The organism is Oceanobacillus sp. FSL K6-0118, from assembly GCF_038006665.1.
Lineage (GTDB): Bacteria > Bacillota > Bacilli > Bacillales > Amphibacillaceae > Oceanobacillus > Oceanobacillus caeni.
In genome coordinates, this window is record NZ_JBBOVR010000001.1 from 1,757,348 (window position 1) to 1,783,452 (window position 26,105).

At 33.3% G+C, this 26,105-nt stretch carries 29 protein-coding genes; 14 read left to right on the forward strand and 15 right to left on the reverse strand.

Annotated features, from left to right (window positions below; translation table 11 throughout):
• The first annotated feature begins 315 nt into the window (after positions 1 to 315).
• The 5 genes from MHI02_RS09110 (at position 316) to MHI02_RS09130 (ending at position 7,610) form a co-directional block, all read left to right on the forward strand.
• On the forward strand, positions 316 to 1,806 hold the full coding sequence (locus tag MHI02_RS09110) for a vWA domain-containing protein (protein WP_047185447.1): 1,491 nt from the start codon (positions 316 to 318) through the stop codon (positions 1,804 to 1,806).
• Between the two features lie 432 nt (positions 1,807 to 2,238).
• Positions 2,239 to 3,447, forward strand: a complete 1,209-nt coding sequence (locus MHI02_RS09115; RefSeq protein ID WP_047185448.1) for an NAD(P)/FAD-dependent oxidoreductase — start codon at positions 2,239 to 2,241, stop codon at positions 3,445 to 3,447.
• A gap of 310 nt (positions 3,448 to 3,757) precedes the next feature.
• A complete protein-coding gene (locus tag MHI02_RS09120) occupies positions 3,758 to 4,624 on the forward strand; it encodes a VanW family protein (protein WP_047185449.1) in 867 nt (288 codons plus the stop codon).
• A 135-nt stretch (positions 4,625 to 4,759) separates the two neighbouring features.
• The gene (locus MHI02_RS09125) at positions 4,760 to 6,178 is read left to right on the forward strand and encodes a hypothetical protein (RefSeq protein ID WP_047185450.1); all 1,419 of its coding nucleotides are present in this window, start codon (positions 4,760 to 4,762) and stop codon (positions 6,176 to 6,178) included.
• Positions 6,179 to 6,230: 52 nt separating this feature from the next.
• A complete protein-coding gene (locus MHI02_RS09130) occupies positions 6,231 to 7,610 on the forward strand; it encodes a Glu/Leu/Phe/Val family dehydrogenase (protein WP_047185451.1) in 1,380 nt (459 codons plus the stop codon).
• A 351-nt stretch (positions 7,611 to 7,961) separates the two neighbouring features.
• On the opposite strand, the gene MHI02_RS09135 is transcribed toward MHI02_RS09130, so the two are convergent.
• From MHI02_RS09135 to MHI02_RS09165, 7 genes are all read right to left on the reverse strand, one after another.
• Positions 7,962 to 8,828 (reverse strand): DUF421 domain-containing protein, encoded by an 867-nt coding sequence (locus tag MHI02_RS09135; protein ID WP_047185452.1) that lies wholly within the window; start codon positions 8,826 to 8,828, stop codon positions 7,962 to 7,964.
• A gap of 28 nt (positions 8,829 to 8,856) precedes the next feature.
• On the reverse strand, positions 8,857 to 9,060 hold the full coding sequence (locus tag MHI02_RS09140; RefSeq protein WP_047185453.1) for a DUF1657 domain-containing protein: 204 nt from the start codon (positions 9,058 to 9,060) through the stop codon (positions 8,857 to 8,859).
• A 31-nt stretch (positions 9,061 to 9,091) separates the two neighbouring features.
• Positions 9,092 to 9,442 (reverse strand): stage V sporulation protein AE, encoded by a 351-nt coding sequence (gene spoVAE, locus MHI02_RS09145; RefSeq protein ID WP_047185454.1) that lies wholly within the window; start codon positions 9,440 to 9,442, stop codon positions 9,092 to 9,094.
• On the reverse strand, positions 9,439 to 10,455 hold the full coding sequence (gene spoVAD, locus MHI02_RS09150) for a stage V sporulation protein AD (protein WP_060669348.1): 1,017 nt from the start codon (positions 10,453 to 10,455) through the stop codon (positions 9,439 to 9,441). Before spoVAD ends, spoVAE begins: the two co-directional genes overlap by 4 nt.
• Entirely contained in the window at positions 10,455 to 10,934 is a 480-nt protein-coding gene (gene spoVAC, locus MHI02_RS09155; protein ID WP_047185456.1) for a stage V sporulation protein AC, read from the reverse strand. The genes spoVAD and spoVAC overlap by 1 nt, the downstream gene beginning before the upstream one ends.
• A 35-nt stretch (positions 10,935 to 10,969) precedes the next feature.
• Positions 10,970 to 11,437 (reverse strand): hypothetical protein, encoded by a 468-nt coding sequence (locus MHI02_RS09160; protein WP_047185464.1) that lies wholly within the window; start codon positions 11,435 to 11,437, stop codon positions 10,970 to 10,972.
• 71 nt (positions 11,438 to 11,508) lie between these two features.
• Positions 11,509 to 11,712, reverse strand: a complete 204-nt coding sequence (locus MHI02_RS09165; protein ID WP_047185457.1) for a DUF1657 domain-containing protein — start codon at positions 11,710 to 11,712, stop codon at positions 11,509 to 11,511.
• 147 nt (positions 11,713 to 11,859) lie between these two features.
• On the opposite strand from MHI02_RS09165, the gene MHI02_RS09170 reads away from it, so the two are divergent.
• From MHI02_RS09170 to MHI02_RS09180, 3 genes are all read left to right on the forward strand, one after another.
• Positions 11,860 to 12,315 (forward strand): hypothetical protein, encoded by a 456-nt coding sequence (locus MHI02_RS09170; protein ID WP_047185458.1) that lies wholly within the window; start codon positions 11,860 to 11,862, stop codon positions 12,313 to 12,315.
• Positions 12,316 to 12,478: 163 nt separating this feature from the next.
• On the forward strand, positions 12,479 to 12,796 hold the full coding sequence (locus MHI02_RS09175; RefSeq protein WP_052771726.1) for a YwpF family protein: 318 nt from the start codon (positions 12,479 to 12,481) through the stop codon (positions 12,794 to 12,796).
• 17 nt (positions 12,797 to 12,813) lie between these two features.
• Entirely contained in the window at positions 12,814 to 14,178 is a 1,365-nt protein-coding gene (locus MHI02_RS09180) for a TrkH family potassium uptake protein (RefSeq protein ID WP_047185459.1), read from the forward strand.
• A gap of 49 nt (positions 14,179 to 14,227) precedes the next feature.
• On the opposite strand, the gene MHI02_RS09185 is transcribed toward MHI02_RS09180, so the two are convergent.
• Entirely contained in the window at positions 14,228 to 14,341 is a 114-nt protein-coding gene (locus MHI02_RS09185) for a YjcZ family sporulation protein (RefSeq protein ID WP_083452656.1), read from the reverse strand.
• 411 nt (positions 14,342 to 14,752) lie between these two features.
• Positions 14,753 to 15,283 carry a signal peptidase I gene (gene lepB / locus MHI02_RS09190; protein ID WP_225344201.1) on the reverse strand — a complete coding sequence of 177 codons (531 nt, stop codon included), beginning with the start codon at positions 15,281 to 15,283 and terminating at the stop codon, positions 14,753 to 14,755.
• 315 nt (positions 15,284 to 15,598) lie between these two features.
• On the opposite strand from lepB, the gene MHI02_RS09195 reads away from it, so the two are divergent.
• Positions 15,599 to 15,781 (forward strand): aspartyl-phosphate phosphatase Spo0E family protein, encoded by a 183-nt coding sequence (locus MHI02_RS09195; RefSeq protein ID WP_047185461.1) that lies wholly within the window; start codon positions 15,599 to 15,601, stop codon positions 15,779 to 15,781.
• 336 nt (positions 15,782 to 16,117) lie between these two features.
• Positions 16,118 to 16,282: an FbpB family small basic protein gene (locus tag MHI02_RS09200; protein ID WP_083452657.1), complete on the forward strand. Its 165-nt coding sequence runs from the start codon at positions 16,118 to 16,120 to the stop codon at positions 16,280 to 16,282.
• An 804-nt stretch (positions 16,283 to 17,086) separates the two neighbouring features.
• Here the strand turns inward: MHI02_RS09200 and MHI02_RS09205 are convergent.
• The 3 genes from MHI02_RS09205 to MHI02_RS09215 form a co-directional block, all read right to left on the reverse strand.
• Complete coding sequence (locus tag MHI02_RS09205) at positions 17,087 to 17,566, reverse strand: YkyB family protein (RefSeq protein WP_060669280.1); 480 nt, start codon at positions 17,564 to 17,566, stop codon at positions 17,087 to 17,089.
• Between the two features lie 205 nt (positions 17,567 to 17,771).
• The gene (locus MHI02_RS09210) at positions 17,772 to 18,341 is read right to left on the reverse strand and encodes an SCO family protein (RefSeq protein ID WP_047185342.1); all 570 of its coding nucleotides are present in this window, start codon (positions 18,339 to 18,341) and stop codon (positions 17,772 to 17,774) included.
• A gap of 120 nt (positions 18,342 to 18,461) precedes the next feature.
• Positions 18,462 to 19,313: a metallophosphoesterase gene (locus MHI02_RS09215; RefSeq protein ID WP_047185343.1), complete on the reverse strand. Its 852-nt coding sequence runs from the start codon at positions 19,311 to 19,313 to the stop codon at positions 18,462 to 18,464.
• Positions 19,314 to 19,932: 619 nt separating this feature from the next.
• Between MHI02_RS09215 and cbpB the strand changes: the two genes are divergently transcribed.
• The 3 genes from cbpB (at position 19,933) to MHI02_RS09230 (ending at position 21,875) form a co-directional block, all read left to right on the forward strand.
• Entirely contained in the window at positions 19,933 to 20,388 is a 456-nt protein-coding gene (gene cbpB / locus MHI02_RS09220) for a cyclic-di-AMP-binding protein CbpB (RefSeq protein ID WP_060669282.1), read from the forward strand.
• Between the two features lie 237 nt (positions 20,389 to 20,625).
• Positions 20,626 to 20,868, forward strand: a complete 243-nt coding sequence (locus MHI02_RS09225; protein ID WP_047185345.1) for a YkuS family protein — start codon at positions 20,626 to 20,628, stop codon at positions 20,866 to 20,868.
• A gap of 341 nt (positions 20,869 to 21,209) precedes the next feature.
• Complete coding sequence (locus tag MHI02_RS09230) at positions 21,210 to 21,875, forward strand: potassium channel family protein (protein WP_060668669.1); 666 nt, start codon at positions 21,210 to 21,212, stop codon at positions 21,873 to 21,875.
• Between the two features lie 75 nt (positions 21,876 to 21,950).
• Here MHI02_RS09230 and rnjA read toward each other — a convergent pair whose 3' ends face one another.
• The 3 genes from rnjA to def form a co-directional block, all read right to left on the reverse strand.
• Positions 21,951 to 23,618, reverse strand: coding sequence for a ribonuclease J1 (rnjA, locus tag MHI02_RS09235; protein ID WP_060668670.1), 1,668 nt, complete (start codon positions 23,616 to 23,618; stop codon positions 21,951 to 21,953).
• 3 nt (positions 23,619 to 23,621) lie between these two features.
• Positions 23,622 to 23,837: a DNA-dependent RNA polymerase subunit epsilon gene (locus MHI02_RS09240; protein ID WP_047185348.1), complete on the reverse strand. Its 216-nt coding sequence runs from the start codon at positions 23,835 to 23,837 to the stop codon at positions 23,622 to 23,624.
• Between the two features lie 526 nt (positions 23,838 to 24,363).
• Positions 24,364 to 24,915 (reverse strand): peptide deformylase, encoded by a 552-nt coding sequence (gene def, locus MHI02_RS09245; RefSeq protein WP_060668671.1) that lies wholly within the window; start codon positions 24,913 to 24,915, stop codon positions 24,364 to 24,366.
• Between the two features lie 182 nt (positions 24,916 to 25,097).
• On the opposite strand from def, the gene MHI02_RS09250 reads away from it, so the two are divergent.
• Positions 25,098 to 25,802, forward strand: coding sequence for a YkyA family protein (locus tag MHI02_RS09250; RefSeq protein ID WP_244987015.1), 705 nt, complete (start codon positions 25,098 to 25,100; stop codon positions 25,800 to 25,802).
• Positions 25,803 to 26,105: the final 303 nt, after the last annotated feature.

The following is a 26,105-nucleotide window of genomic DNA, read 5'->3' on the forward strand; positions in this document are numbered from 1 at the left end:
TGTATTCTTTCTCAATCTAATTTTAATCCTTCTAGTATATTTAGACTTATTTCGACAACTAGTCCTTATTACTGTGGTTGCAACATTTTTAGTAGTTAGGTAATATTGGACAAGAACATAGTTTGCAGACTTATTAGACTGAGGGATTTTATCCCATCTAAACGAGCAATAAGACTCCCACCTCAAGCTTCTAGGGGAACAAAGAAGGAAGGCGGGAGACTGACTGCCCGTAAAGGTCCGATAAGTGCGACTAACCATCAGCGGGGGATGAAGGAACCCCCCACTGACGGAAGTCTTCTTTATTGGAGGGAGAAAATGTTTAATAAAAAAATGGTATCCATCTGTCTCATATGTTTATTATTCTTAGGTGCATGTAACAATGGAGAAAAAGTTAATACCGCAATCAAAAATCCAAATAACGAAACTAATAATAGTCAAACCGAGGTAAAAGAAGAAAAAGGCAATGAACAAGTAAATGAAGAGAAGCATGAGAATGACCCGGGTATAGAGACTTCCTCAGAAAGTGAGTCAGTTTCTAAAATAAATTCTTTAGAACAGATGAAAGAACAAAAATCAGGATCATTAGTACAAGATGCTACGCCCCAATTTGAAGTAGAAAATTCGGCTATTGAACCACTAAATTCTAATCAAATAAAAGCAATGATTGAGGAACTAGAAAAATTAACTAATGAAACAGCGGATGCAACGGAGATTTATAATAAAATCGTTCAATTACTCCGTTCCCCTAATTATAAAGAAATAATTAATAGAGCAGAGAATTTTGAGCCAAGATTTGATAAACCATTTATGCCAAGCGTTAGTGAGGAAGATAATAATGATGTGCAGTCTAATCGTGGAAAGGCTATCATTCTATTAGATGCAAAATCTAGCATGCTTTTATCGCAAGATGGTCAGTTAACATTAGAAACCATTAAAAATTCTATTACTCGATTTGCAAAAATAATTGGCCAAAATAATGAGGTTTCCTTAATTGTCTACGGTCATAAAAATAATAATTCGGAAACCGATCATGTACAAGCCTGTAATGCGGTTGAAGAAATGTATCCGATGGGGGCCTTTGATGAAGAGCAATTCAAACAATCATTAAGAACGATAGAAGGTAATGGTGAATCTCCGTTGTCACAAGCTTTGAAAAAGGCGGAAGAAATTAGCGGAGAGGAAGATGAAGAAGTTTCTATTTATGTGATAAGTAACGGTGCGGAAACATGTAATGGAGATCCAGTTAAGGAAATTAAAACGTTTATGAGTAAAAATGTAGATAGATCCGTTCATATTATCGGCCTTGAAGTTGATGAAGATGCAGGGGATATGCTGAAGGAACTTTCCATTTTAGGAAAAGGATCCTACTATTCCGTAAAAAATGAAGAAGAGTTAAAGAATATCATTGGTGAGAAATGGCTAAAAAACTACATTGATTTAGCTCTTGCTCATACCAAAGCACCAGGGCCATGGGAAATATTAGATGAATATAATCGATTTGATGAGGACTTAAACCAAATTAGAGAAGTTATTAAAACGGAAAAATCAAGATATGACCAAGCCGTTCAAATTCTAAGTTTGGAAAAATTCGTTGATCAATCAATTGTTGATCAAGTGTCTGAGCTCATTATTGAAGAATATCGTAATAAGTTAGATATTATCAGTGAATTTCGTACAAATAAACTTGAGGAAATCGATCAAGAAGCGAAAGACATTAGAGATCAAGTAGAAGAATGGAAAGAACAAATGCAACAATTAGAAAACTTGGCGTTCGCTCAACCTAATAGCGAACACCAAGTTTTTTAATCTTTTTTTGGAAATTCACTGAGAAAACACTCGTTTATCACGTGTAACCCCCCCACTGATGGAAGTCTTCTTTATTAGCCTATTGGTGAAAAATTTGGTATTATATTAGATGTGAATTAATCATATCTTAACTAGCTGGCTTATTAAAATGCAACTCTTGGGACCCTAACTACTAAGTTCCATCATCAAAAAATGTAGTCTCGGCGGAATTAGCACGTTCTATGTTGTAAGTCCCTAGTTAGAAATTCGATTCAATTAAGAATTGTGAGTTGTGATGGGGTGGCTAGTGGGGTTCTGATAAGTTTCACTTGATTATACTTTACTTTTTATTGTATAAGAGGTTTAATGTTACGTAGAGATAAATGTGTGAAACCTTATACATTTAACTTTACTAAAAGTACATATTAAAGATTAAGAAAGGTGATGTTTTAAATGAGTAAACCTAAAGTGGTCGTACTAGGTGCTGGTTATGCAGGACTAGTTACAGTAAGACACCTAACCAAAAAATTATCACAAGAAGAAGCAGAAATTGTTCTTATTAATAAACACAATTATCACTACGAAAGTACTTGGTTACATGAAGTAGCAGCCGGAACTCTTACTCCTAACCAAGCTCGTTTTATGATTAGCGATGTAGTAAATCCAAACCGTGTTCGTTTAGTTTACGATACAGTTGTTGAAATTAATAAAGATGAAAAACGCGTTGTCCTAGAAAATAGCGAAGTTACTTATGATTATCTAGTTATCGCATTAGGATTTGTAACAAATACATTTGGAATTAAAGGAATGGAAGAAAATGCATTCTTCATTCAAGATATAGATTCTAGTCGCTTAATTGCAGAGCATATTGAATATCAGTTCGCAAAATATAGTGCGGGAGAAATCACTGATGACGAGGCTTTGAACATAGTAGTCGGTGGAGGCGGTTTCACTGGAATTGAGTTTGTTGGTGAACTAGTAGAAGAAGTACCAAGACTATGTAAGAAACATGATATTCCACGTAACAAAGTACGTATTATTAATGTGGAAGCAGCTCCTTCTATATTACCTATGTTCGATAAAGATTTAGTATCTTACGCTATTCAATCACTTGAATCTCGTGGTGTAGAATTCCGTATGGGTGCTGCAATTTCTGAATGTACACCTGAAGGATTCATTGTTGGTGAAGATAAAGAATTAATCAAAGGTGGAACGGTTGTTTGGACTGGTGGCGTAACGGGTAGTCCAGTACTAGGTAAATCTGGCTTTGAATTAGTGAAAGGTAAAGTGAACGTTGATGCAGATCTTCGTATCCAAGGGGAAGAAGATATCTTTGCTTTAGGAGATTGTTCATGGGTAATGAACAAAGAAACGGGAAGACCTTATCCTCCAACTGGCCAATTAGCAACTCAAGAAGGTGTTGTAGCAGCTGAAAACATTGCGGCATTAATTCATAATGCACCGTTAAAAGACTTTGTCTTCAGTGATAAAGGTACCGTTGCTTCACTTGGTTTGACTGATGGAATCGGAAATATCTTCCAAGGAACTAAAATAAAAGGTAAATCTGCTGCAGCTATGAAGAAAGTCGTTGATGACCGTACATTGTTCCTAGTCGGTGGAGCAAAAACAGTAGTGAAAAAAGGTAAATTCCGTCCTTTTTAATAAGAAGGTAGACAATTGTTTGATGGTATAAAGTTTAAAAAAGTATTGCTCTAAAAGGGGAGGTAATTTTTAAATGAAAAACTTCTTATACGGTATATTACTTGTGCTTGTTGCATTGGTAGGGTATAGAGTAGCAAGTGATTGTTTAGAAGACAAAAGAGACTTCTATTAGGAATAAAGCCATTTAGCTAATTTAGCTAAGTGGCTTTTTTTACGAAGACTCACTCCATACGGTGCTAAATGGGCGATTGCGTTTTTCTTTTTACATGTTTCTGTTATTTTGCCTCATAATAAATGTGAGGTGAAAAAGATGTTGTTTTTAGCTTTTATTTTTGCTTTAGTTGGTCATCCTGTCGCATCGGATTCAGAAGACTTTGAGTTAAAAAAGAATAATGAAATATGGTTAGAAAAAGCGGAAATTCATCAGTATGAATTGACTAACTTTGATTCTATTTTTTTGGATATGAATAAACTGGAATTATTAATGGAGAACTTAGAGTCTAAAGTTTATAAAGAACCAACGAATGCAAAATTTGGGAAAAGCAATGAAATAATCGAGGGGAAGTATGGGCTAACGTTGGATAGAAATAAGTTTCTGGAGAATTTTCTTACTCATTATTATAGTTCTACCGATAAAAAGTTTAAAGTTCCTTTAAGAGAAATATATCCTAAAGTGGATAGTGGGTTACTAAAGGAAATTAGTGCAAAAAAGTTAGGAAGCTACGTTACTTCATTTAGTAGTAGTAATAAAGAAAGGTCTCATAATATTTCATTGGCTACAGAGGCAATTGATAATATTGTTGTTTTTCCAGGAGAGACTTTTTCCTTTAATGACATTGTTGGTGAGCGAACAAAAGAGAAAGGGTATAAACGTGCACCTGTCATTGTGAGAGGAGAATTATCGGAGGATATTGGAGGGGGAATTTGCCAAGTATCTTCCACACTTTTTAATGCTGTTGATTTAAAAGGTATACAAATAGTTGAACGTTATGCTCATAGTAAGAGAGTACCATATGTTCCGCCTGGAAGAGATGCTACCGTAAGTTGGTGGGGACCAGATTTTGTATTTAAAAATTTATATAATGATCCTATTCTAATCCGTGCGAAGGCTAGCAACGGTCAAATGATTGTAACGATATATTCTACAGAGTCTGCAGAAAACTTTACAGGCAATTAAATGGAGAAAGAACATCTAGTTGTTTACACTGGTTGTTCTTTTTTTGTTAAACATGATTTCCTTCCTTATTGGACTGTAGCGTTTTGATTTATTTACGCATAGGCTATAGCACATTAAGGAAAGGAAGGGGATTAAATGGATTTAACTTTAGCTCACTGGCTATACGGTATATTTACGATAGTTATTATCGTTACCATGATATTTAGAAAAGGCGTTGTTTTACCAACGATTTTAGGAACCTTTATTATTGCATGGGTTTTTACGGGGGACATCATTGGTGGATTTAAAGCCATTTTCCAAGCCAATTTAGTTGCAGCTCAAGAGTTATTTAACATTTTCTTAATTATTATGTTCATGCTTGCACTCCTTAATTCACTACGGGATTTAGGTGCGGATAAACGAATGATTCAGCCCATTCAAAAATTAATGGTCAATGGTCATGTTTCTTTCTTTGTGTTGGCGGTTGTCACTTATGTCATATCCTTATTCTTTTGGCCAACTCCGGCTGTCCCGTTAATCTGTGCATTATTAGTACCGGCAGCAGTTCGTGCGGGATTACCAGCAATTATTGCTGCAGTATCTATTGCCATAGCAGGACAGGGAATGGCCTTATCTTCTGACTATATTGTTCAAGTTGCCCCAAGTCTCTCGGCTGCATCTGGCGGATTAGATACATCCATAGTTGCGGATAAAGCTCTTATTTTATCGCTAATTTCTGGAGTTTTAGCATTAGGATTAGCTTATCTTTTCTATAGAAAACAAATCCGATCGAAGGACAATGAAAATATTCAAAATGAATTAAGAAATTTGCAAACATCGGACGAAACAAAAAATGTGGCTAAGACTGTGAATCTTAAATTATGGAGTAAGGTTTTTGCAATATTTGTACCAATTGCTCTTCTCTTAGTGCTTATTGTTATGTTAGTGAATAAGCTTTCTTCCGGTAATGGAGGATTAGTAGGAGGAGATGGAGCTGCTTTTGTTGGTGGTGTAGCTGCTATTTTATTGCTAATGTCAACTCTTGCTTTCGGTAAATCAGAAGCATTAAATTATATTAGTAATCATATTACGGACGGTTTCGTATTTGCATTCAAAGCGATGGGGCCTGTCATCCCGATTGCAGGTTTCTTCTTTCTAGGTAGTGGGGACTTTTCCGGAGCTATATTGGGAGTGGAAAATGGGCCTTCTTTATTATTTGGATTAGTTGAAGCCACGCAAGAATTCCTACCACAGAGTGCATTTTTTGCTGGGTTTAGTATCTTAATTATAGGTATTATTACTGGGCTAGATGGATCTGGTTTTTCTGGTTTACCATTAACTGGTGCGCTTGCAGCAAGTTTGGAGAATGGTTCTATCGATGCAACAACATTAGCAGCAATTGGTCAAATGGGTGCAATCTGGACTGGAGGAGGAACCATCATAGCATGGTCATCTTTAATTGCTATAGCGGGACTATGCGGAGTTTCCGTAATGGATTTAGTACGGAAAAACTTTTTACCAGTAATTATTGGCTTGATTGTTTCAACAGCTATAGCTGTATTCCTATTAGGATAATCTAATCCTTTGAAACATATAAATGTTAACAAGACTAATAGGAGAGTGGAAAATGACAAAAAATACGGGATCCATTGTTCATGAATCACTTGATGCTTTATTTGAGGATAGTACTTTTTTGCCGGAATTACAGAATGAAGAGAGGGAAAAAGCGTTACGGTCCATTCGTTCTATTCTTTCAACGCCAAATCATGTGTATAAATCGTTTTTAAGATTGCCATTAAACAATGGAGAAATAGTTCGAATACCTGCTTTCCGTGTTCAACATAATAATATTTTAGGAGCTTACAAGGGCGGTATTCGATTTCATGAGACAGTAAATGAAGATGAAGTAATAAATTTAGCAACCTTAATGACGTTGAAAAATGCTGTCCATGATGTTCCTTTTGGGGGAGCAAAAGGTGGAGTAATAATTAATCCCAGAAATTTTGAAAACGAAGAACTTAATTTAATTTGCAAAAAGTATGTTCGTTATTTTAGTGATATTATCGGACCTGACAAAGATATTCCGGCTCCGGATATGGGTACTAGTGAAAGAGAAATGGATTGGATGATGGCAGAATATAAAAGTATTCATCTGGGTGAAAGTTATCTTGGAAGCTTTACAGGGAAAAGTATTGTAAATGGCGGTTCACTTGGAAGAAAGACAGCAACTGGTAAAGGCGTGTATTACTCTTTTCGCTACATGTTGTATGACTTTTTAAATCAAAATAAAGATTGGCTTGGAAGTCAAAATAATCAATATGCTAACAAACTTATAGCTTTAAAAAATAAGCCATTAAACATAGCTATTCAAGGTTTCGGAAATGTAGGATCCATTATCGCTTCTGAAGCTTTTAGATGTCAGTATTTAGAAAATAAAATTATTGCTATAAGCGATCGAAATGTTACGTTGTTTCATTCTGGTGGATTGGATATAACTAAATTAATAAACTATACGCAAGGAAATTATGGGGATCTTCCAAAGAATGAGAAGGAATTAGAAAAAGCAAATATATCAGCTAAAATAATGCCTCGGGATGACTTGTTGACATTAGATGTAGATGTCCTCTTTTTAGCTGCACTTGAAGACCAAATTCATATTAACAATATGAATAATATCAAGGCAAAGGTAATCGTTGAAGGAGCAAATTCACCTATAACTGGTAAAGCGGATCTTTTTCTAAATAAGAAGAAAAAAATTATTATCCCTGATATTTTAGCAAACGCTGGTGGTGTTATTGTTTCTTACTTTGAATGGATGCAAGGAAGAGATACAAAATTTTACACGGAAGATGAAGTAAATAACCAATTATTTGAGAAAATGAAAAAGACCTTCGAGATTGTTTATCCCAAATATTTTAGTGATCATTTTTCCTTAAGAGAAAATTGTTATATTCAAGCCGTAATGAAATTATCCATTGTACTTTACAAACAAGGAAAGTTATATTAAGCATTCCAAAACAGTTCCATTATGGGGCTGTTTTTATAAAAGATTCTGAATTGATGATATTTGCCAATGCTAAGTTACGGAAATGAAAGGCCCTATTGGTTAGGTACTAGAAGTGGTATTAAAGGCTGATAGTTTGAATAGATACATATATATATAAACATGTAAGGGAGACGATGGTATGGAATATTTACAAAAAATGCCAGGGAATTGGGAAAGTAGCAATTCATTTCTATGATTAATATAGAAAGTGGAGAGACACGATGGTTGCTCTCCACATTGTATTCATCCCATCTAAGGGCGGTTCAAGCTTCTGGGGAAACAAAGAAGGTAGTTGGGAGATCAACTGCCCGTTTAATTCAAATATTTTTCGATTTTATCTATAGCAGCTTGTAATTTTTTACTATTCGTTTGATACAATGTTTTAGATTGCGGATTTTCAGTGGCCAAAGCAAACAATTCCAAATCTGCTTGACACTTCTTCATGGTGGCTAATAATAATGGTTTTTCATTTGGACTAGGCACTGCTATTGTGTCATCAAATAAATCAACATACAATTGTCCATCTGTATCTGCTTGGCCGAGAAATACATTTTCAATGCTTACGTTGAGTTTTTCTAATTCCGTTTCAAGCCATGCCAAATTTAAGTTTAAATTAGCTAAAGACTCATATAATACTTTCCCGTCCATAATAACCGTTTGGGGTTCCTTTTGAGGGGCTAATTTTATACCTAGATCCTTGGCTGTTAATGGACGATTTTCTCTTTTTGGCAAGACATTTAGAGTTCCATCAGGCTCCAATACAGCAAATTCTACGTCAGCAGCAAGAAATACATCTTTGTCTCGAAGTTTTTCTAGTAAATCATCTGTAGAATAGCCCTGTTTTTTTAGATTATCCTCCATTATTTTCCCGTCCTGAATAAAAACAGTACTTTTGCCATATGTGAAATTACGGAAAACTTTACTTTTTAAAGCGATTTTCTGAACGGCATATGGAACAAAAAACCAAATAAGCATTGCGATAATGGCATAAATAATATGAGAATTAGGATCAAATGTATGAATAGCAACAATTCCACCTAACACGACACCTGTTACATATTCAAAAACATTCATTTGGGATAATTGTTTTGATCCAAGTATTTTCGTAATCGTGAATAAAACAACCATAAGAATAAGCGACCTTAATATAACCTCTAACCATTCAGGAAAATCCGGCATATGACGTTTCTATCCTTTCCTTTTATAATTACTTATTGTATTGTGGTTCTTCACGTGTGAGGTGAATTACTTGCTGGTTCAAACTTTCTTTAACTTCAGAAATGATTTGCTGTGCTTCATTAAATGCTTGTTGGGAATCTACATCCTGTGCTTTATTTGCAAGAATTTGAAGTGTTGCTTCTATATTTTTAACAGATGCATAACATCCTTTTACTTCTGAACCTACTGTCATAAATGAATACTCCCCTTAAAAAATAATAAATCTAGCCTTTTGGACGAAATAGTAATGCACCAATAACTCCAAATATTATTGCTGCAGATATACCTGAGCTTGTAACTTCAAACATTCCTGTTACGACACCGATTAATCCGTGCTTCTCAGCTTCTTCCATAGCACCGTGAACCAAGCTATTACCAAAACTTGTAATTGGAACTGTCGCGCCTGCTCCAGCAAAATCAATTAGAGGTTCGTATAAGCCAATCCCATCTAAAACAGCACCGATTACAACAAGGGTAGTTAAAGTATGTGCGGGACTTAATTTAAATGCATCAAACATAATTTGTCCAATCACACAAATAAGTCCCCCGATAATAAATGACCAAAGGAAAATCATAAAACATCACTTCCTGACTCGATAGAAACTGCATGTGCGATACCAGGTATGGAATCGCCTTGATTGACACTAAGTGGCGAATGTAGGGCACCGGTAGCTACTACTAAAATACGATTTATTTTTCCTTCTCTAATCATTTTTACAAAATGTCCGTAAGCTACTATTGCCGAACAAGCAGGTCCACTTCCTCCTGCAAAAACTGGTTGATCCTCTTTATAAATGGTTAGTCCACAATCGACGTATTTTTCTTCTGGAATATTAATTCCTCTTTTATGAAGAAGATCCAATGAAACTTCTCTCCCGATACGAGCCAAATCTCCCGTAATGATAAGATCATAATAAGAATGATCAATATTTCTTTCCTTCAAATGTGTTTCAATTGTATCGACTGCAGCAGGTACCATGGCTCCACCCATATTAAATGGATCTGTCATTCCTAAATCGACTACTTTACCAATGGTCGCTGATGTAATAATAGGACCATTTCCTTCTTTTGCAACTAATGCACATCCTGCTCCTGTCACGGTCCACTGTGCTGTAGGTGGCTTTTGTCCTCCGTATTCTGTCGGGTAGCGAAATTGCCGTTCAGCAGAAGCATTGTGACTAGAAGTACCGCTAAGAATATAATTAGCTCCATTCCCATTAATAATGGCAGCGGATAATGCTAAACTTTCCGTAGAAGTAGCACATGCATTAAATAAACCTAAATAGGGGAGTCCCATTGTCCGAGCAGCAAATGTAGTCGGAGTAATTTGGTTGATAAGGTCTCCACTTATAAAAAAATCGACCTGTTCTTTCTCAATAGAACTTTTTTTAATAGCAACTTGACAAGCTTGTTCCATTAAAACTTGATGCGCCTTTTCAAATGAATCTTGATTAATCCACATATCTTCATGCAAAATGTCAAAGGCATATGGAATATTTCCTTGTGCTTCAAAAGGTCCGCCAACCGTACCAGTTTCAATAATTCTAGGTTTATTATGAAAAATCCAAGTTTGATGTCCAGTGAGCATTATAATCCACCCCATTGAATAAGAATGGTTTTAATCAGTGCAACAATAAAGGCAGAAAAAACACCGTAAACAATAACAGGTCCAGCTAACTTTAACATGCTTCCTCCAACACCTAATATAAAACCTTCTGTACGGTGTTCGATAGCAGAGGAAATAACAGCATTACCAAACCCTGTTACGGGAACAGCGGTACCTGCACCGGCAAATTGCCCAATGTGATCATACACGCCAAAACCAGTTAATAGCATCGTAATAAATATTAACGTGGCAACAGTCGGGTTTCCTGCTGTTTGTTCGGTAAAATCAAAAAAGTAAATATAAAACGTTGTTATGCATTGTCCTATTAAACAAATGGTTCCTCCGACTAAAAAGGCTTTTATACAATTCTTGAAAATAGGCCGCTTTACTTCCCTATCTTGCTGAAATGATTGATATTCCTGGGCTTGAGGAGGTAATTTTTTTTTCTTCTTATCAGACAATTTAATCCCTCTTTCTTAAAGATTTTCTTTTCTTATTATGTTTTCTCTTTAGATAATTTAGTAATACGATCAATCTCTTTATTTAATTTAGTTGGTTCGATTTTATCCGATTCGATTTTCTTTTCCAGTTCATCTAATTCCAAAAATATTTTCTTATCTACCGTAAGTTCAACATGAAAGTCTTTAAAATGTTTTTTTACTTCTTTTGTTAACTCTTTTTTTATTTTCTTTAATTGAAATCGTTTATTGTGCTCTATTTCTACTGCAATAATTAAATCTTTATCAGTATTTGCAGCTTTTATCCCAGTAACTTCATTATGTTTTTTTAATATTTCTTTTGCTTCATTAGAAGGTTCTTGATCTATCATTTGGCTTGAAGAAATATTTTTAACCTCTACTTTTTGATCATGGTTATTGGTATTTTTTACAGGAGAGTTATTTTGACATCCAAAAAGAATAAAACAAGTTATTATAATAAAAATCGTTTTATAAATTTTTTTCATTTTCTTCAGTCCTTTTTTCAAGAATATGTAAGAGGCTGGTAACATCCAGCCCCTTTTAATATAAATTGAGTTTATTGTTTATATTGAGGTTCTTCTTGTTCAATCTGTTGCATCCTAGGTTGTACACTATCTACAATAGCCTGAGTTTGTTGGGCTGCAGCCTGATAAATCTGTTTGGCTTGTTTATTATCTGTTTGTAATGCAAATTGTTCAAAACTTGCTTGAGCACTTTTCAAACCAGCAATTGTTTGTTTAACTTGAGTTCCTACAGTCAAAGGGATCCTCTCCTTTAAAAAATTATCAAGTGTAGTTTTTGTTATATGTTATTGAAATATACTTCTACATTTTTCCTTCTGAACCATGTTAAAATAAAAAAATGAAACATTTTGTCTTTTCAATCGTATTAAGATAGGGGAAAGTAGGTGGGGACAATAGGGTTGAAAAAGATAGGGGTTATTTGTTTTCTTATATTTGCTTCAATTTTTATGCTAATTTCTCTATACGGGGAAGAAGAAGGGGTTTTAGAGAAAGAAAAAGTAATCGAAAAAAAGGCCAATGACTTTGTTATACATATGAAAGTGGAAAGGGAAAAGAGTGGTATAGAAGTACATCACTCCCTGCAATACATAGGAGAAGGTGCGGTGGAAATTTTACATCAAACCCCATTAATTTCTGTTTCTTTGCTTGATAAAAACCATGATTTTACAGGAAGTTTAATTCAAAAGAAGCTGAATAAAGGTAATATTTATTATCAAGAGTCAAAAATCTTATCTCCAATAGATGTAAAGGGTGAGTGTAATTTATATGTAAGAGCAAAGTTTCTTGTAAATAACAAACTTGTCAATATTGACCATGTGGAACCATTAATGTTTAACTGAAAAAATTCAGAGGGATTCTCTGAATTTTTTTAATGGAGATGGAGGACCTCACTAAAAAGTCTTCTTTAATATATTTTTTCTTAAAATAATTTATCTGTTGTAATTCAAATAAATTTTGGTAGACTTTAACTATTAAAGAAGTAACTGGAGATGATGAATTCTAATGAAGACATTTAAGTTAAAAATGTTATTCGTTCTACCAAATAATCTAGAGCAAAAGGAAATAAAATTATTAGATGGCCTTATTATAAATAAGGAAGATGATTATTATCCAAATCAGTGGTTAATTGAAGCTTTTGTAAGTAAAGACTATACCACCTATTTTGAAAAAGTAATGAACATAGAAGAACTCTTGTTAAAGGTAAAAATAAGTAAAATAGAGAATGAACCTGTTCTTTTTAAATCAAAAATTATTGGGATTAATAAAATAGGTGAAAATATCAATGTATTGTTTAAAGGGAATTTGGAAAAGAAAAAATAAAGGGCTAGGAGCATATCATGAAATTACATCACAGTCGTTTTCATTGGATTAATAAACTTACACCGGTACAAATATTGATTACCTATTACATATTAACTGTGATCATTGCAACAATTTTATTATCTTTACCGATATCCCATAAGGATGGGGTTCATATTCCGCTCATTGATGTTTTATTTGTTGCGGTCAGTGCAGTTAGTGTAACAGGTCTAAGCACTATATCCATAGTAGATTCATTAAGTGTAACAGGTATTTTTATACTAACAGGTATTTTACAGTTGGGTGCCGTTGGTATTATGGCTATTGGAACACTTATTTGGTTATTAATTGGGAAAAAAATTGGATTAAAAGAACGCAGATTAATTATGACAGACCAAAATCAAACAAGTTTCCAAGGAATGGTACGTCTTATCAAACAAATCATTTATGTATTACTTATCATTGAGTTGATTGCTTTTTTAGTTCTAGGTACTTATTTCTTACAATACTTTCCATCTCCTAAAGAAGCTTTTTTTCATGGTTATTTTGGGACGGTAAGCGCGATAACGAATGGTGGATTTGATTTAACTGGTTCATCACTTATACCGTATAACCATGATTACTTTGTTCAATTTATTAATATGTTACTAATTATTCTAGGGGCGATAGGTTTCCCTGTTTTAATTGAAGTTAAGAAATACATTTTTGCGAAAAAAGAGCATAGAAAAACTCAAAGATTTAGTCTGTTCACGAAAATTACGACAATAACATTTTTTATTTTAGTTGTAGTGGGAGCAGTTGGAATATATTTATTGGATATGAACCATTATCTTGCTGATAAAAATTGGCATGAGTCCTTTTTTTATTCTCTTTTTCAATCTGTAACAACACGAAGTGCGGGATTGTCTACAATGGATGTAAGTTCCCTTACGGAAGAAAGCCAGCTTTTTATGTCCTTTTTAATGTTTATCGGGGCTTCACCAAGTAGTGCTGGCGGTGGTATTCGAACGACGACATTTGCGTTAGTAATTATCTATATTATTGCTTCCGTACGTGGTGAAAAAAATATACGAATTTTTAATAGGGAGATTTATGAAGAGGATTTGTCTAAAGCAATAACCGTAACAATTATGGCGGGGTTTATTAGTTTCCTATCCGTACTAGTAATTTCAAAGCTGGAACCATATTCGTTGATCCAAATCATTTTTGAAGTCACTTCGGCATTTGGTACGGTTGGCTTATCGATGGGGATTACACCTGATTTAAGTACAACGACTAAGATTATTCTTATGGTATTAATGCTTATTGGTAGGGTTGGGATTTTTACATTTCTAATTATGTTTAAATCCAATAAGAAGAACAGAACCTTCCGCTACCCTAAAGAAAGAATCACTATAGGATGATTAAAATAATAAGCTTGTGCAAATAGCACAAGCTTATCGTTTATATGATTTAGCAGTAAAATGCTGCGCCAACGATTATTAAAAGAATGAAAAGCACAACAATTAGCGCAAAGTTAGAACCATATCCACCATAGCCGTAACCATAGCCTCCACAATAGCTCATGCCAACACCTCCTAAAATGTTTCAATATACTATATGACCCATAACTGAAATTGTCTGGACGTTTGCCTAATTTTTTGTAAACCTTAAAAAAGCCAAAACAAATTTTTAAAATAAATGGAAAATTTTTAAGAAGACTATTACAATTGATATAATGGATTGAATAGTAATGAAAAATATTTTTTGCTTTATTTAGTGTAAGGAAATAGTATATGATTGGCTTAGAAGATAGTTAGTACTATTTCTACAATTGTTGAAAGGGGGGCAACATAAATGGGTGGCTTAGAAGTTCTATTTGGTGTAGTTTGTTTTGGAATACTAGCATTAAATATTGGTTATTGTATTTTAGATCATGAAAAATAAATGATTAGGAAGGGATAGTCGAAAACTATTCCTTCCATTAATTCTAATTATTTACCTCGTTCTTTTCCATTCGCTAAAGGGATAAATGATAATTTCCGACTTACCGATTATCTCACTTTCTTGGATTAATCCTAATCCGTTTCTACTATCTTTACTTATTGCACGATTATCCCCCATTACAAAGTAACTGTCTTCCGGTATGGTTTCTGGACCAAAATTATTTGTCTGAAGTCTGGCTTCCTCAGATAAAAATGTTTGGTTATATCTTTCACCATTAATATATAGTTCACCTTCATTGATTTCTATCGTTTCTCCAGGTAATCCTATGACTCGTTTCACATAATTTTTCGTAGGTCTTTGAATTATTACGATATCTCCACGACTAGGTTCATCTATTAAATAGATAAGTTTATTAAAAATAACCCTTTCTCCATCTTCTAAGGTGGGATCCATACTTTCCCCTTCCACGATAGAAGTGGCGAAAATGAAAGTACGTAAAAAAAATGCGATTATGATTGCAATTACAATCGCCTTTAACCATTCAATCCATTCATTTTTTTGCTTTTTACTTTTATTCTTCAAAACGTACATTCCTTCCAACTACATGTATATTTACCATAGTAGCACAGTCTAAAAATAGAATCGACAATTATTTCTTAAAGTACGTGTTCAAAAAGGAGGCGAAAAGGATCGAGGTCAGCTAAAAACGCAATATCTTTAACGGAATGTATGCAGTCAATACGTGAGCAAGCGGAACTTAGTCGAAGCTCCTTAGTTTCGAAATTTCATTTTCACCAGACTTTTGAACAACCTCTTAAAGTTATAATTGCTTGTCAATCGCTTATTAGCTATGCTAAAGTATAAAAGAATTATTTAAAGGAGGATATCTAGCCTAATATGAATAGCACTGAAAACGTTTTAGTTAAAATTGAGCATTTAAGAAAAAAATTGACCCAAATTGCCATGAATAAGGGGTTTACCGATAGGGAATCGATTGCCTTAAGTCAGGAATTAGATCATTTGTTAAACGTATACGATAATTTAAAAAGTGATAATGGAAAAAAAGATGAGGTTAAATAGATTTACTTTTTTAGTTTAGATATCCAACAAATGATGATTTTTATTACTTAACTATACAATCCTCGACTTAGTAAGTTCCTCCTTGACCTCAAAAGAAAGCACTTCTAAATTAAAGTCTCATTACCAAAAATAAACCATTATGTGTAATGGTTTATTTTTCCATCAGTATATTATGCTTCATTGGTATTAGTATGAACGTTTTTCCTATAAAATTCCCTGATTTCTAAAACCACCTTTTTGCGAATTGTAAAATTTTGATAAAATGTTCAAATAATTTAGATTAAAATAATTAGAATTAGGGTATAATAGAATCAGAACATTAAAGGAGTGTAACATATGAGACCGAAAACATTAAATTTTGAGCAACTAGTGGAACAAAATAAACAAGAATTATTAGATGATGAAAAAAGAATACAACAAATTGAATTACGTTTGGAGAAAAAACACAAAGAATTACTGAAATCAAAACGTAAACGAAACCAGGATGAAATGAAAGTATAATAGATATGAAAACAGGGATAGGAAAGCTATCTCTGTTTTTTGCGTTTATTCCACCTTAGAAGTCTTCTTTATGGATATAAATTTCTACTTATAAGTCTATTAAATTAACGACAGAATGTGAAATAAATTCAAGGACCTTAGGTTGGCTAAATGTATGTTGCCCCTACAAGGGAAACCAACGTTAGCTACAATATCTGTTTATAGCCAGCTATCCTTTAATTCGTTTCCTATCCGTCGAGGTGTCATTTTCAACGGACGTTTCGAAAATCCTCTTAAATCAATAAGTATAGCCGTATAGTTTATTTTAATTTAGGCAAAGATGTATGCAAATAGGGAAGGGAGGAGAGTAGGTTGAGAGAATTTATTTTTAGTTTCATAAAATTTCATCACCTTGCTGCTTTGGGATTAAATAATGAGTTTTTTTATTTTATTTTAATGTGTATGGTACTAATTATTATTTACGTGATCATCCATCCTTTCATACAATGGATTATACTTCTAAAATTAAACCATTTATTAAGTTATATTATTAGTAGTCTGTTTGTATTTATTGCAATATGCTTAATGATATTTTTTATTCCTAGTTTATCCGAGTCGAAAACAATAGTGATACAGATGATTTTACAAGTCTTTGCTTTTTTTGGAGTGTCATTAATTATTTTCTATAGCATACGCAAATTGATTGGTAAGACGTAATACTTTAGTAACTATTTTAATTCACTTAAACGCAATTTTTTCGTAAAAAAGCAAAATAAAAAAACTACTTCATTCTTATGTGAGAACTTCGTAGTTTATTCTTGTAAATTAAAACTTTCTTCGTGATGGATGAATTGGTGGCCATTCCATTTTTCCGAGAGAAGAAGGGGTATAGTAAGTAGAAGTGTATCTTCTATTAGAGCTATCTTGTTTTTTAACCGGCTTGTAATTTATATAATTATAAACAATTTTTTTGGCTTTTGATAATGACATTTTAGTTTGGGGATTCCGATAATTTTGATCCAATGAACCAAGATGCTTGAGTCCTTTGAAGTCTTCTTTAGTTGGGGGGATATGAAAATAATAATCGTCTACCTTAACTAATAAAGTAGAGTGTTGATTACTTAATTTGGGATGATCAGAAAAATGGAGTCCCATTTTAATAGCCTTTTTTTCTTTTAATAATTTGTTAATGGTTTCTTTTTTTATATAATACAAGTGCTTTGGTTCTGGTGCGGTTTTGGCATGTCTATTTATTATAAATAGTGCCTTTGCAATTTCTTTTAGTGAATCATCCTTTTGATCCATATTACAATTTCCTCCTTTCCACTGACTTTTATTCTATCGTATCGTAAAGCTTGTCTATAAGCAAGAAAAATGGGGCTGGAATATAAATTGAAAATGATTTGATTTTAGTGCAAATCATGTAAATAAAACAGCATAAAATCAAAGTTTATCCAGTCAATTTCATGCTGTTTTATTTTAGAAAGGTTTTCTCCCAGCCTCAAATATCCTAATTTAGCTCTTTTAAATCTGCAACTATCGAATCTATCTCAGTTGCATCTACTCCACTATAATTTTTAATAACTTCACCTTCAGGGCTAACTAGAAAAAAGGAAGTACCGTGCATTACTTGATCATCTTCCTTTGGTTCGACAACTAGATTTTTAAATGATTTAATAGATAACTCCTTAATTGTATCAAAATCATAGCCTGTTAAGAAGCTCCAATTCGTAAAGTCTGCCTCATAACTTTCCCCATATTGTTTCAATACTTCTGGTGAATCAAATTCTGGATCAACACTAAAGGAAACTAATTTCACATCAAGATTCTCTTCTTTTAGTTTAGATTGGAGTTGGGACATGTTGTGTGTCATCGGAAGGCAAACGGTTGTACAATTTGTAAAAATAAAATCTGCAATCCACCATTCTCCCTCTAAATCTTTAAGTGATAAACTTTCATTATCTTGAGTAGTAAAATTAAAATTAGCAACTTCCTGTGACATATTTGTTTCTATAGGATATCCTCCGCAAGCTGCTAGGAAAAGAAATAAACTTAGTGAGAGAAATTTTAGGAATTTCATTTCACCACCCCTTTTGAATCTTTTTTTAAATAGCAAAATTTGCCTATTATTTTAATTGTAATATGATATCAAAAGAAAAGCAGGATATGTTTTGAAATATTTATGACAATCCTATCGTAATTAGGAGTGTTTTAAAGTAAAGATATGAATCTCAGGCTTACACAGGAATCGGTAGGGGAGACGCGTCGTTCCAATTCCGCTATTAACGTATAGTGTAAACGTATCCTTATTAAGCATATATTTCCCTTTAACATACTTTTCTGCGTAATCAGGAGTATATAGATCACCAATCCATGGTAATCGAACTTGCCCACCATGGCTATGGCCGGATAATTGAACATCGATCGGGTACTTGGATGCAATGTCAGCATAGTCAGGTTCATGTGCCAATAAAATGGTAAATAACTCATGATTCACTTGGTTCAATGCAACCGTTAAATCCGGCTTTCCTAACATGACATCATCTATACCTGCTAATATAAAACGGTCGGCTTCTTTTTCTATAACGGTGTGGCTATTTTGTAATAAATGAAAATCAGATTCTTTCATTACTTTTTTAATTATTTCCGTGCCATATCCTCCGTGATCGTGATTACCATATATCCAGAATTTACCATAAGGTGCGTCTAATCGTTTAAGTTTCTCTTGAATGGAAGTGTATGCATCAAATTCATTAGGATTGTCTACAAGATCACCTGTAAAAACAATAACATCTGGATGATTTGCGTTAATTTTTTCGATTAATTCGGAAAGCTGATCGACTGTATAATGGAAACCAATGTGGGTATCAGAGAACTGGGCAATTTTAAAATTATCAAAAGATGGAGGGATTTTTTTTGATTGAATGAGTTCATGCTGAAATTTAATCATTCGAGGCTCCAATTCTTTTGCGTAAAAATATCCACCACCACTTAAACCAAATAAAGTGATGAGACTTCCTATCCCTCTTTTTAAAAAAGTCCGTCTATCCATAAAAAATCCTCTCCATTAATAAAAATACTAGCTAAAGAAATAATTAAAAATTGACTTTTTACCTTTTTCTGATAAAATAATTATGTAATGTGTTTTTTCTAGTGTGATAGCAGGTAGGAAAGGATAAAACTTTCTTCCTGTCAAGTGCAACAAAGGCATCCGCTAAAGCATAATAGCGAATAACTACAATTGTCTATTCTAACCTAAGATGTGGATTGTGTCATCTGTGGGTTCCTTTTTAGCAGGTAAGAAGTATAAAAATCTTTCCCATCTGGGGTTCCGATTACTCACCGTAAAAATTTTCATAAGTGTAACAAAGACATTTGCCAAACCTAAAGCAAATATTCTAATACTCATCTATTATACACCTCGTCAACTCTCTACTTTTATTCATTAAACTTCAGATTAAAACCCATTTAAGTGAAATAATATTTTTAAAGCTTAGGAAATGTATGCTATTATTTATTGTGTTACACTTATTATAGAGGAGAAAGCGCCTACACATTTTAGAGACATATTATATATCTATATTTAGTGTGTGTAATTTAAGAAGTTAAGTAATCATTAAACTTAAAAAAACAGATCGTTTGTTAAACACTTAAGAAGGGATGTTTATGCTATGAGTATGTTACAAGAAGATAGAAGATTATCAGATATTTCTGTTGGTGATTTAATGATTTCCTCCGAAAAGGTCGCCCACGTACAGGTAAATAATCCTTTGGAACATGCTTTATTAGTATTAGTGAAATCCGGTTATTCAGCTGTCCCTGTGCTGGACACGTCTTATAAATTAGTTGGGATAATTAGTAAAACAGCCATATTAAATCAAATTTTAGGAATGGAACGATTCGAAATTGAAAAGCTATCAGAGTTAAAAGTGAAGGAAGCGATGAATGACAACCTTCTGACCTTAAAAAAAGAAAATAATTTATTAGATGGATTAAATGCTACAATCGATCATGCTTTTATATGTGTAGTAGATAAAGATAATTATTTCGACGGGATTTTAACTAGAAGAGCAATTTTAAAGCAATTAAAAAAGGAAATTTATGTTACAAATATATTTAATAAATAAAAGAAAAGCTCATGCTCTTTTTTTATCCCCCTAAATGGGTAGTAAGATTCCCATGGAATTCTTCTTTATTAGCAGATGGGAAAACATATAAAACTTTCTTTCTGCATAAGTGCAACTAAGGCATCAACTAATACTAAGTGAATGCCTTAGTTTTTAATATGCAAGGAAACCTTACATATTTCTCCGGTATTTGGGTCAAACTACATATGTAAATGTATATGTGAGGAGGAAAAACGTATGGCACGTATTGGTGTAGAAGAAACACTATCAGATGTAAAAGCGGCATTGATGGAAATGGGACATGAAGTTGTAGATCTTAGAACTGAATCTGATGTAAATGGGTGTGATTGTTGCATCATATCTGGAATGGATAAAGATGTTATGGGAATGGCGGATGTTGTTACAGAAGCGTCTGTAATTAATGCACAGGGTTATGCTGCAGAAGATATTGTTCAAATGGTAAATGAAAGATTACAATAATAATTGTATTCAGTAACATCGCTTTGTAATGTAGTACTCCAATTAAAGTATGGGGAAGAGGGTAAATTCCTTCTTCTCTTTTTAGTGTGGTAAAATAGAGAAAATAACTAGGGCAGAAAATTTTCGTGTGATGAGATTAAAATCACGTGTTTATTGGCTGTAAGTCCACTACTTGAAGAAGTCGAGTTAAATAAAGATATCTAAAATGAGGAGTGGGCAGCCGGTAACGCCCTGAGAAGTTCAACTAACATTCAGTGGGGTATAAAAGGCCGAATAAAATCATGACGTTCTGAGCGTCGAAACTCTTTACTGAATGAGTTTCACTTTATTGGAGGATTTTTATGAAAAAGAAAGAGTTTGCAGTAATTGGATTAGGGCGGTTTGGTGGTAGTATATGTAGGGAACTAAGTTTTGAGGGAATGCCTGTTTTGGCAATAGATATTGATGTTGAGAAGGTTAATGAGTTTAAGAATATTGCTTCCCATGCAGTTATTTTAGATTCAACAGATGAAGATTCTTTAAAAGACATAGGAATTTCCAATTTTGAACATGTTATTGTTGCAATTGGTGAAAATATCCAAGCAAGTATATTAACCACGGTAATATTAAAAGATTTAGGTGTTAGTAGGGTGACGGTAAAAGCGCAAAATGATTATCACGAAAAAATCTTGCATAAAATTGGTGCAGATCGAATTGTGCATCCTGAACGTGATATGGGAAAACGCCTTGCGCATAATTTCATATCAAATAATATACTTGATTATCTTGAATTATCAGACGATCATAGTATTGCTGAGGTAAAAGTAGGAAGAAAAATGGTGGGGAAATCACTAGCTGAACTAGATATTCGTGCGAACTATGGTTGTAACGTTGTTGCAATTAAAAAGGGGAATGAGATTAATGTCTCTCCTCAGGCTAATGAAGCCCTACAAACGGACGATATCCTTATTGTAATTGGAGCTGATAATGATTTGTCTAGGTTTGAAAAACATCTAGTAATTGATTAGTAATAATAAAAGAACTGTAACCGGTCGTAATAAATAAAAAAGGCATTGTGAAGAATCACAATGCCTTTTTACTATTTAAACTTCCATAATAATAGGTAATACCATCGGTCTGCGTTTTGTTTTTTCATATAAGAAAGGTGCAATTGTATCTGTGATTTCATTTTTAATTTCAGACCATTGATTTGTTTTTCTTTCCATTACCTTATCTAAATGTTTGGATACTAATTTCTGTGCTTCATTAATTAAATCTTCGGATTCTCTCATGTAAACAAAACCACGAGAGATAATATCTGGACCTGCAGCAATCTTGAATTCTCTCATATTAATACTTACAACAACGATTACTAGTCCTTCTTCAGATAAAATCCTACGATCACGTAAAACAATGTTACCAATATCGCCAATTCCACTACCATCTACATAGATAGATCCAGATGGAATCTTGCCAGCAACGGATGCATTTTCTTTACCTAATGCTAGTACATCTCCGTTATCCATGATAAAACAGTTGTCTTCTTCCACATCACAAGAAACAGCTAATTTAATATGTTCTCTTAGCATTCGATATTCCCCGTGAATCGGCATGAAATACTTCGGTTTTATTAAACGGAGCATTAATTTTTGTTCTTCTTGGCTACCGTGACCAGAAGTATGGATGTTATTTAATTTTCCGTGAATCACTTCTGCTCCAGCACGATACAATTTATTGATAATTCTTGAAACACTCACTGTATTTCCAGGGATTGGTGAGGAAGAAAATACAACGGTGTCTCCCGGTATTAGTTGAATTTGACGATGTGTACCATTTGCAATACGAGATAATGCAGCCATGGATTCACCTTGGGAGCCAGTACAAAGAATAGTGACCTCATTTGCAGGTAAACGATTGATTTGATTACCATCAATAAAAGTTTCTTTAGGAACTTGAATGTAACCTAATTCTTGACCTAAGTTTATTGCGGATTCCATACTGCGCCCAAAAACTGCAACTTTTCTATTATGTTTTACAGCAGATTCAACAACCTGTTGTAAACGATAAATGTTTGAAGCAAAGGTTGCAAAAATTAAGCGCCCATCTACACGACTAAAAATTTCATTAATACTGTCTCCTACAACTCTCTCGGACATGGTAAAACCAGGTATTTCACTGTTTGTACTATCCGATAATAGACAAAGTACACCTTCTTTTCCAATTTCAGCCATTTTCGTAAGGTTAGCCGGTTCTCCAACAGGGGTAAAATCGAATTTAAAATCGCCTGTGTGTACGATATTCCCTGGGGGAGTCTTTATTAAGATTCCAAATGCATCTGGAATACTATGTGTAGTACGGAAAAAAGTTACAGAAGTTTTACGGAATTTAATTATATCATCTTCTTGTATGGGTATTAATTTTGCATTGCGTAATAGACCATGTTCATCTAATTTATTTCGAATCAATCCTAGTGCAAGTTTTCCAGCATATATAGGAACATTCACTTCTCTAAGAAAATACGGAATTCCCCCAATGTGATCCTCATGACCATGAGTAATGAATAACCCTTTAATTTTATCTTGATTTTGTACAAGGTAAGTGAAATCGGGTATTACATAATCAATTCCAAGAAGTTCATCTTCAGGAAATTTTATACCTGAATCAATGATAATAATTTCATCTTGGAACTGTACCGCATACATGTTTTTACCTATTTCACCTAACCCACCGAGTGCGTATATTGCTGCTTGATCGTTTTTGACAAATTTCATCCGTTACACATTCTCCAATTTAAAGTGTTCGGATTGTTTTTCGTATTCAAGATGTGCTGGGTCTAGTGCATGAATATGTTCTACATTAATTTTATAGCCTTTTTTTATTAATTTATCGCGAATCTCACGTACAGATTCTCCTTCTACATACATACTTTTTGTACGTTCACGAACTGGTATTTCATCAGGTGATTCCTGATAAAGAACTTTAAATATCATGTTTTCTCTCCTGCCTTTAATTAGTATTGTTTATTCCGTTCTGTATTTTTCTGTAATGTTTTCCGTATTTATTAATAGAGTTTTTGATAATCCGCAAAAATTTGATTGGTAAAATTTACTGGTAGTCTTTTTTAAATGTTGTAGGTACACGTCCTTCTTTCTTTAAAAATTCCTTCCATCGTTTCTTAAGCTTTTCTTTAAGGCGTTTTAACATGACTTAACACGTCTCCTTTCAAAAGAAGAAAAGCAAAAAACTTCTACCGTTCCAATCCCTCTTAATCTTTAGTATAGTATGTTTTGGGAAATATTGAAATAAAAATCCATCATTTCTTTAAAAATATTTTCGTAGGTAGGAAAGTATAAAGATCTTTCCTATTTACATAATGGCAACTAAGGCATTCGCCAAAAGACATGGCGAAGCCTTAGTTTTCTTATCATTAGGAGGGTTTTTCCTAATTTTATCGTTAACAAACGAACAGATTTTATACATAAAAAAATAGTGTCGTCTCGGACACTATTCTGTAGTTTATTCAATTGCAGTGGAATTATCTGGTATTTTTAATGGATTCTCTTTATTAATACGATCGAAGAACATAATTCCATTTAAATGATCTATTTCGTGTTGGAATACAATTGCAGGATATCCTTTTAATCTTAATTTAACCGGATTATCATCCATATCTACCGCTGTAACTGTTACTCGACGATGTCTTGGCACGTAACCTTCAACAGGACGATCAACAGATAGACATCCCTCGCCAGCTGCTAAATAAGCACCTTCAACAGAATGACTAATAATTTTGGGATTGGCTAAGCCATAGCTGTATAATTTTCCATCAACGTCCTCAAAATGAATAGCAATTAAACGTTTTTCAATACCTAATTGTGGAGCAGCTAAACCAACTCCTGCCCTTAACTTGTATTTAGTTGCTATTTCCTCATCTTGACTATTTTTTAAGAATGTAATCATTTCTTTTAATAGTTGTTTGTCCTCAGGGCTGAGGGGGATAGAAACTTCTTTAGCTTCTTTTGTTAGTGAAGGATGACCTTCACGTACAATATCTTTCATGGTTATCATATTAAAACTCCTTTAGATAAAAATGGATAATAAGTATTGTTAAACTATTTCATTTTATTATATTAACATATTCATGGAAAATAAATCATATTATTAGGACAAGCTAGAATTGAGATGTAACGTGCATTTTTTACATTATACGGTAGAAAGTATAAGAGAGTACCTGTTTTAGGAGGTGACTATTGTTGTTTCGTATAAGAAAAACTATTATTTTTTTTAACCTGTTCATTTTAATAGTTCTTTCTGCATGTAATCATACAACTGCAGAGGAAGAAATATATACATATTTAGAAGAAGCAGTTCGTATTGAGTCTGAATTTATAGCTCAACAAAATAAAATAACAAATCTAGAAGCTGAAGAACAAAAAATCTACAATCAAATCATTGATTTGGGAACGGATAACAAAATTGATGAAGTAAAAAAATTAGCAAAGGAAGCTATAGATAACATTAACAAAAGGTCAGAACTGATTGATATGGAAAAGGAAAACATGGAATCTTCCAAAGAAGTGTTTCAGAAAACGGAAGATTATATTGAAAAAATTAAAGATCAGGATGCAAGGAAGGTCGCGGAAAAATTATACAATAAGATGGAAAAGCGATATTCATCTTATAATGAATTAAATAAAACCTATATTGTATCGTTAGAATTAGAAACGGAATTGTACGAGATGTTACAGAAGCAAGACTTGAAGCAAGAAGATCTAACCAAACAGATTAATAAAATAAACAAGGGATATGAGAAGGTACTAGACGCAAATGAGAAATTTAATACATATACAATTAAATATAATGAACTGAAAAGGGAGTTTTATACGTTAGCAAATATTGATGTGACCTACGAAGAACCAACAATAGATGAAGAGATAGATAAAAAAGGCAACTAAAATTTTGGTTGCCTTTTTTATTTGCCTAAAAGTAGTTAGATAAGTAAGTATTGTCAGATAACTGTCTTCATATAAATTAGTACAGTTGTTTCGCTATGTTATAACAGTTTTATAGGGGTAGAGGATTGAAAATTACACTTAGTTATCTGAATACAATTAAATAAATCAAAGGAATTGACCTTTATAAAATTATAATATATATTTAATTTAGTTATTGATTGTACCAGTTTTTTATTGGTTGTTTTTTATAACAGAGTTACATACGGGCAATACAATGAAAAGATTTTACTAACGTGAAATAGG

Bases quoted from the DNA above. Each gene is read 5' to 3' on its own strand.
- MHI02_RS09215 (WP_047185343.1), bottom strand. From the start codon at position 19,313: ATGGATAGACGGACTTTTTTAAAAAGAGGGATAGGAAGTCTCATCACT.
- spoVAE (WP_047185454.1), bottom strand. From the start codon at position 9,442: ATGATTTTCCTTTGGTCATTTATTATCGGGGGACTTATTTGTGTGATT.
- MHI02_RS09240 (WP_047185348.1), bottom strand. From the start codon at position 23,837: ATGATATTTAAAGTTCTTTATCAGGAATCACCTGATGAAATACCAGTT.
- MHI02_RS09160 (WP_047185464.1), bottom strand. From the start codon at position 11,437: ATGAAAAAAATTTATAAAACGATTTTTATTATAATAACTTGTTTTATT.
- MHI02_RS09110 (WP_047185447.1), top strand. From the start codon at position 316: ATGTTTAATAAAAAAATGGTATCCATCTGTCTCATATGTTTATTATTC.
- MHI02_RS09120 (WP_047185449.1), top strand. From the start codon at position 3,758: ATGTTGTTTTTAGCTTTTATTTTTGCTTTAGTTGGTCATCCTGTCGCA.
- spoVAD (WP_060669348.1), bottom strand. From the start codon at position 10,455: ATGCTCACTGGACATCAAACTTGGATTTTTCATAATAAACCTAGAATT.
- MHI02_RS09130 (WP_047185451.1), top strand. From the start codon at position 6,231: ATGACAAAAAATACGGGATCCATTGTTCATGAATCACTTGATGCTTTA.
- rnjA (WP_060668670.1), bottom strand. From the start codon at position 23,618: ATGAAATTTGTCAAAAACGATCAAGCAGCAATATACGCACTCGGTGGG.
- MHI02_RS09210 (WP_047185342.1), bottom strand. From the start codon at position 18,341: ATGAAATTCCTAAAATTTCTCTCACTAAGTTTATTTCTTTTCCTAGCA.
- MHI02_RS09135 (WP_047185452.1), bottom strand. From the start codon at position 8,828: ATGCCGGATTTTCCTGAATGGTTAGAGGTTATATTAAGGTCGCTTATT.
- MHI02_RS09180 (WP_047185459.1), top strand. From the start codon at position 12,814: ATGAAATTACATCACAGTCGTTTTCATTGGATTAATAAACTTACACCG.
- def (WP_060668671.1), bottom strand. From the start codon at position 24,915: ATGATAACCATGAAAGATATTGTACGTGAAGGTCATCCTTCACTAACA.
- MHI02_RS09125 (WP_047185450.1), top strand. From the start codon at position 4,760: ATGGATTTAACTTTAGCTCACTGGCTATACGGTATATTTACGATAGTT.
- MHI02_RS09140 (WP_047185453.1), bottom strand. From the start codon at position 9,060: ATGACAGTAGGTTCAGAAGTAAAAGGATGTTATGCATCTGTTAAAAAT.
- MHI02_RS09205 (WP_060669280.1), bottom strand. From the start codon at position 17,566: ATGGATCAAAAGGATGATTCACTAAAAGAAATTGCAAAGGCACTATTT.
- cbpB (WP_060669282.1), top strand. From the start codon at position 19,933: ATGAGTATGTTACAAGAAGATAGAAGATTATCAGATATTTCTGTTGGT.
- MHI02_RS09225 (WP_047185345.1), top strand. From the start codon at position 20,626: ATGGCACGTATTGGTGTAGAAGAAACACTATCAGATGTAAAAGCGGCA.
- MHI02_RS09175 (WP_052771726.1), top strand. From the start codon at position 12,479: ATGAAGACATTTAAGTTAAAAATGTTATTCGTTCTACCAAATAATCTA.
- MHI02_RS09185 (WP_083452656.1), bottom strand. From the start codon at position 14,341: ATGAGCTATTGTGGAGGCTATGGTTACGGCTATGGTGGATATGGTTCT.
- MHI02_RS09195 (WP_047185461.1), top strand. From the start codon at position 15,599: ATGAATAGCACTGAAAACGTTTTAGTTAAAATTGAGCATTTAAGAAAA.
- MHI02_RS09200 (WP_083452657.1), top strand. From the start codon at position 16,118: ATGAGACCGAAAACATTAAATTTTGAGCAACTAGTGGAACAAAATAAA.
- MHI02_RS09115 (WP_047185448.1), top strand. From the start codon at position 2,239: ATGAGTAAACCTAAAGTGGTCGTACTAGGTGCTGGTTATGCAGGACTA.
- MHI02_RS09230 (WP_060668669.1), top strand. From the start codon at position 21,210: ATGAAAAAGAAAGAGTTTGCAGTAATTGGATTAGGGCGGTTTGGTGGT.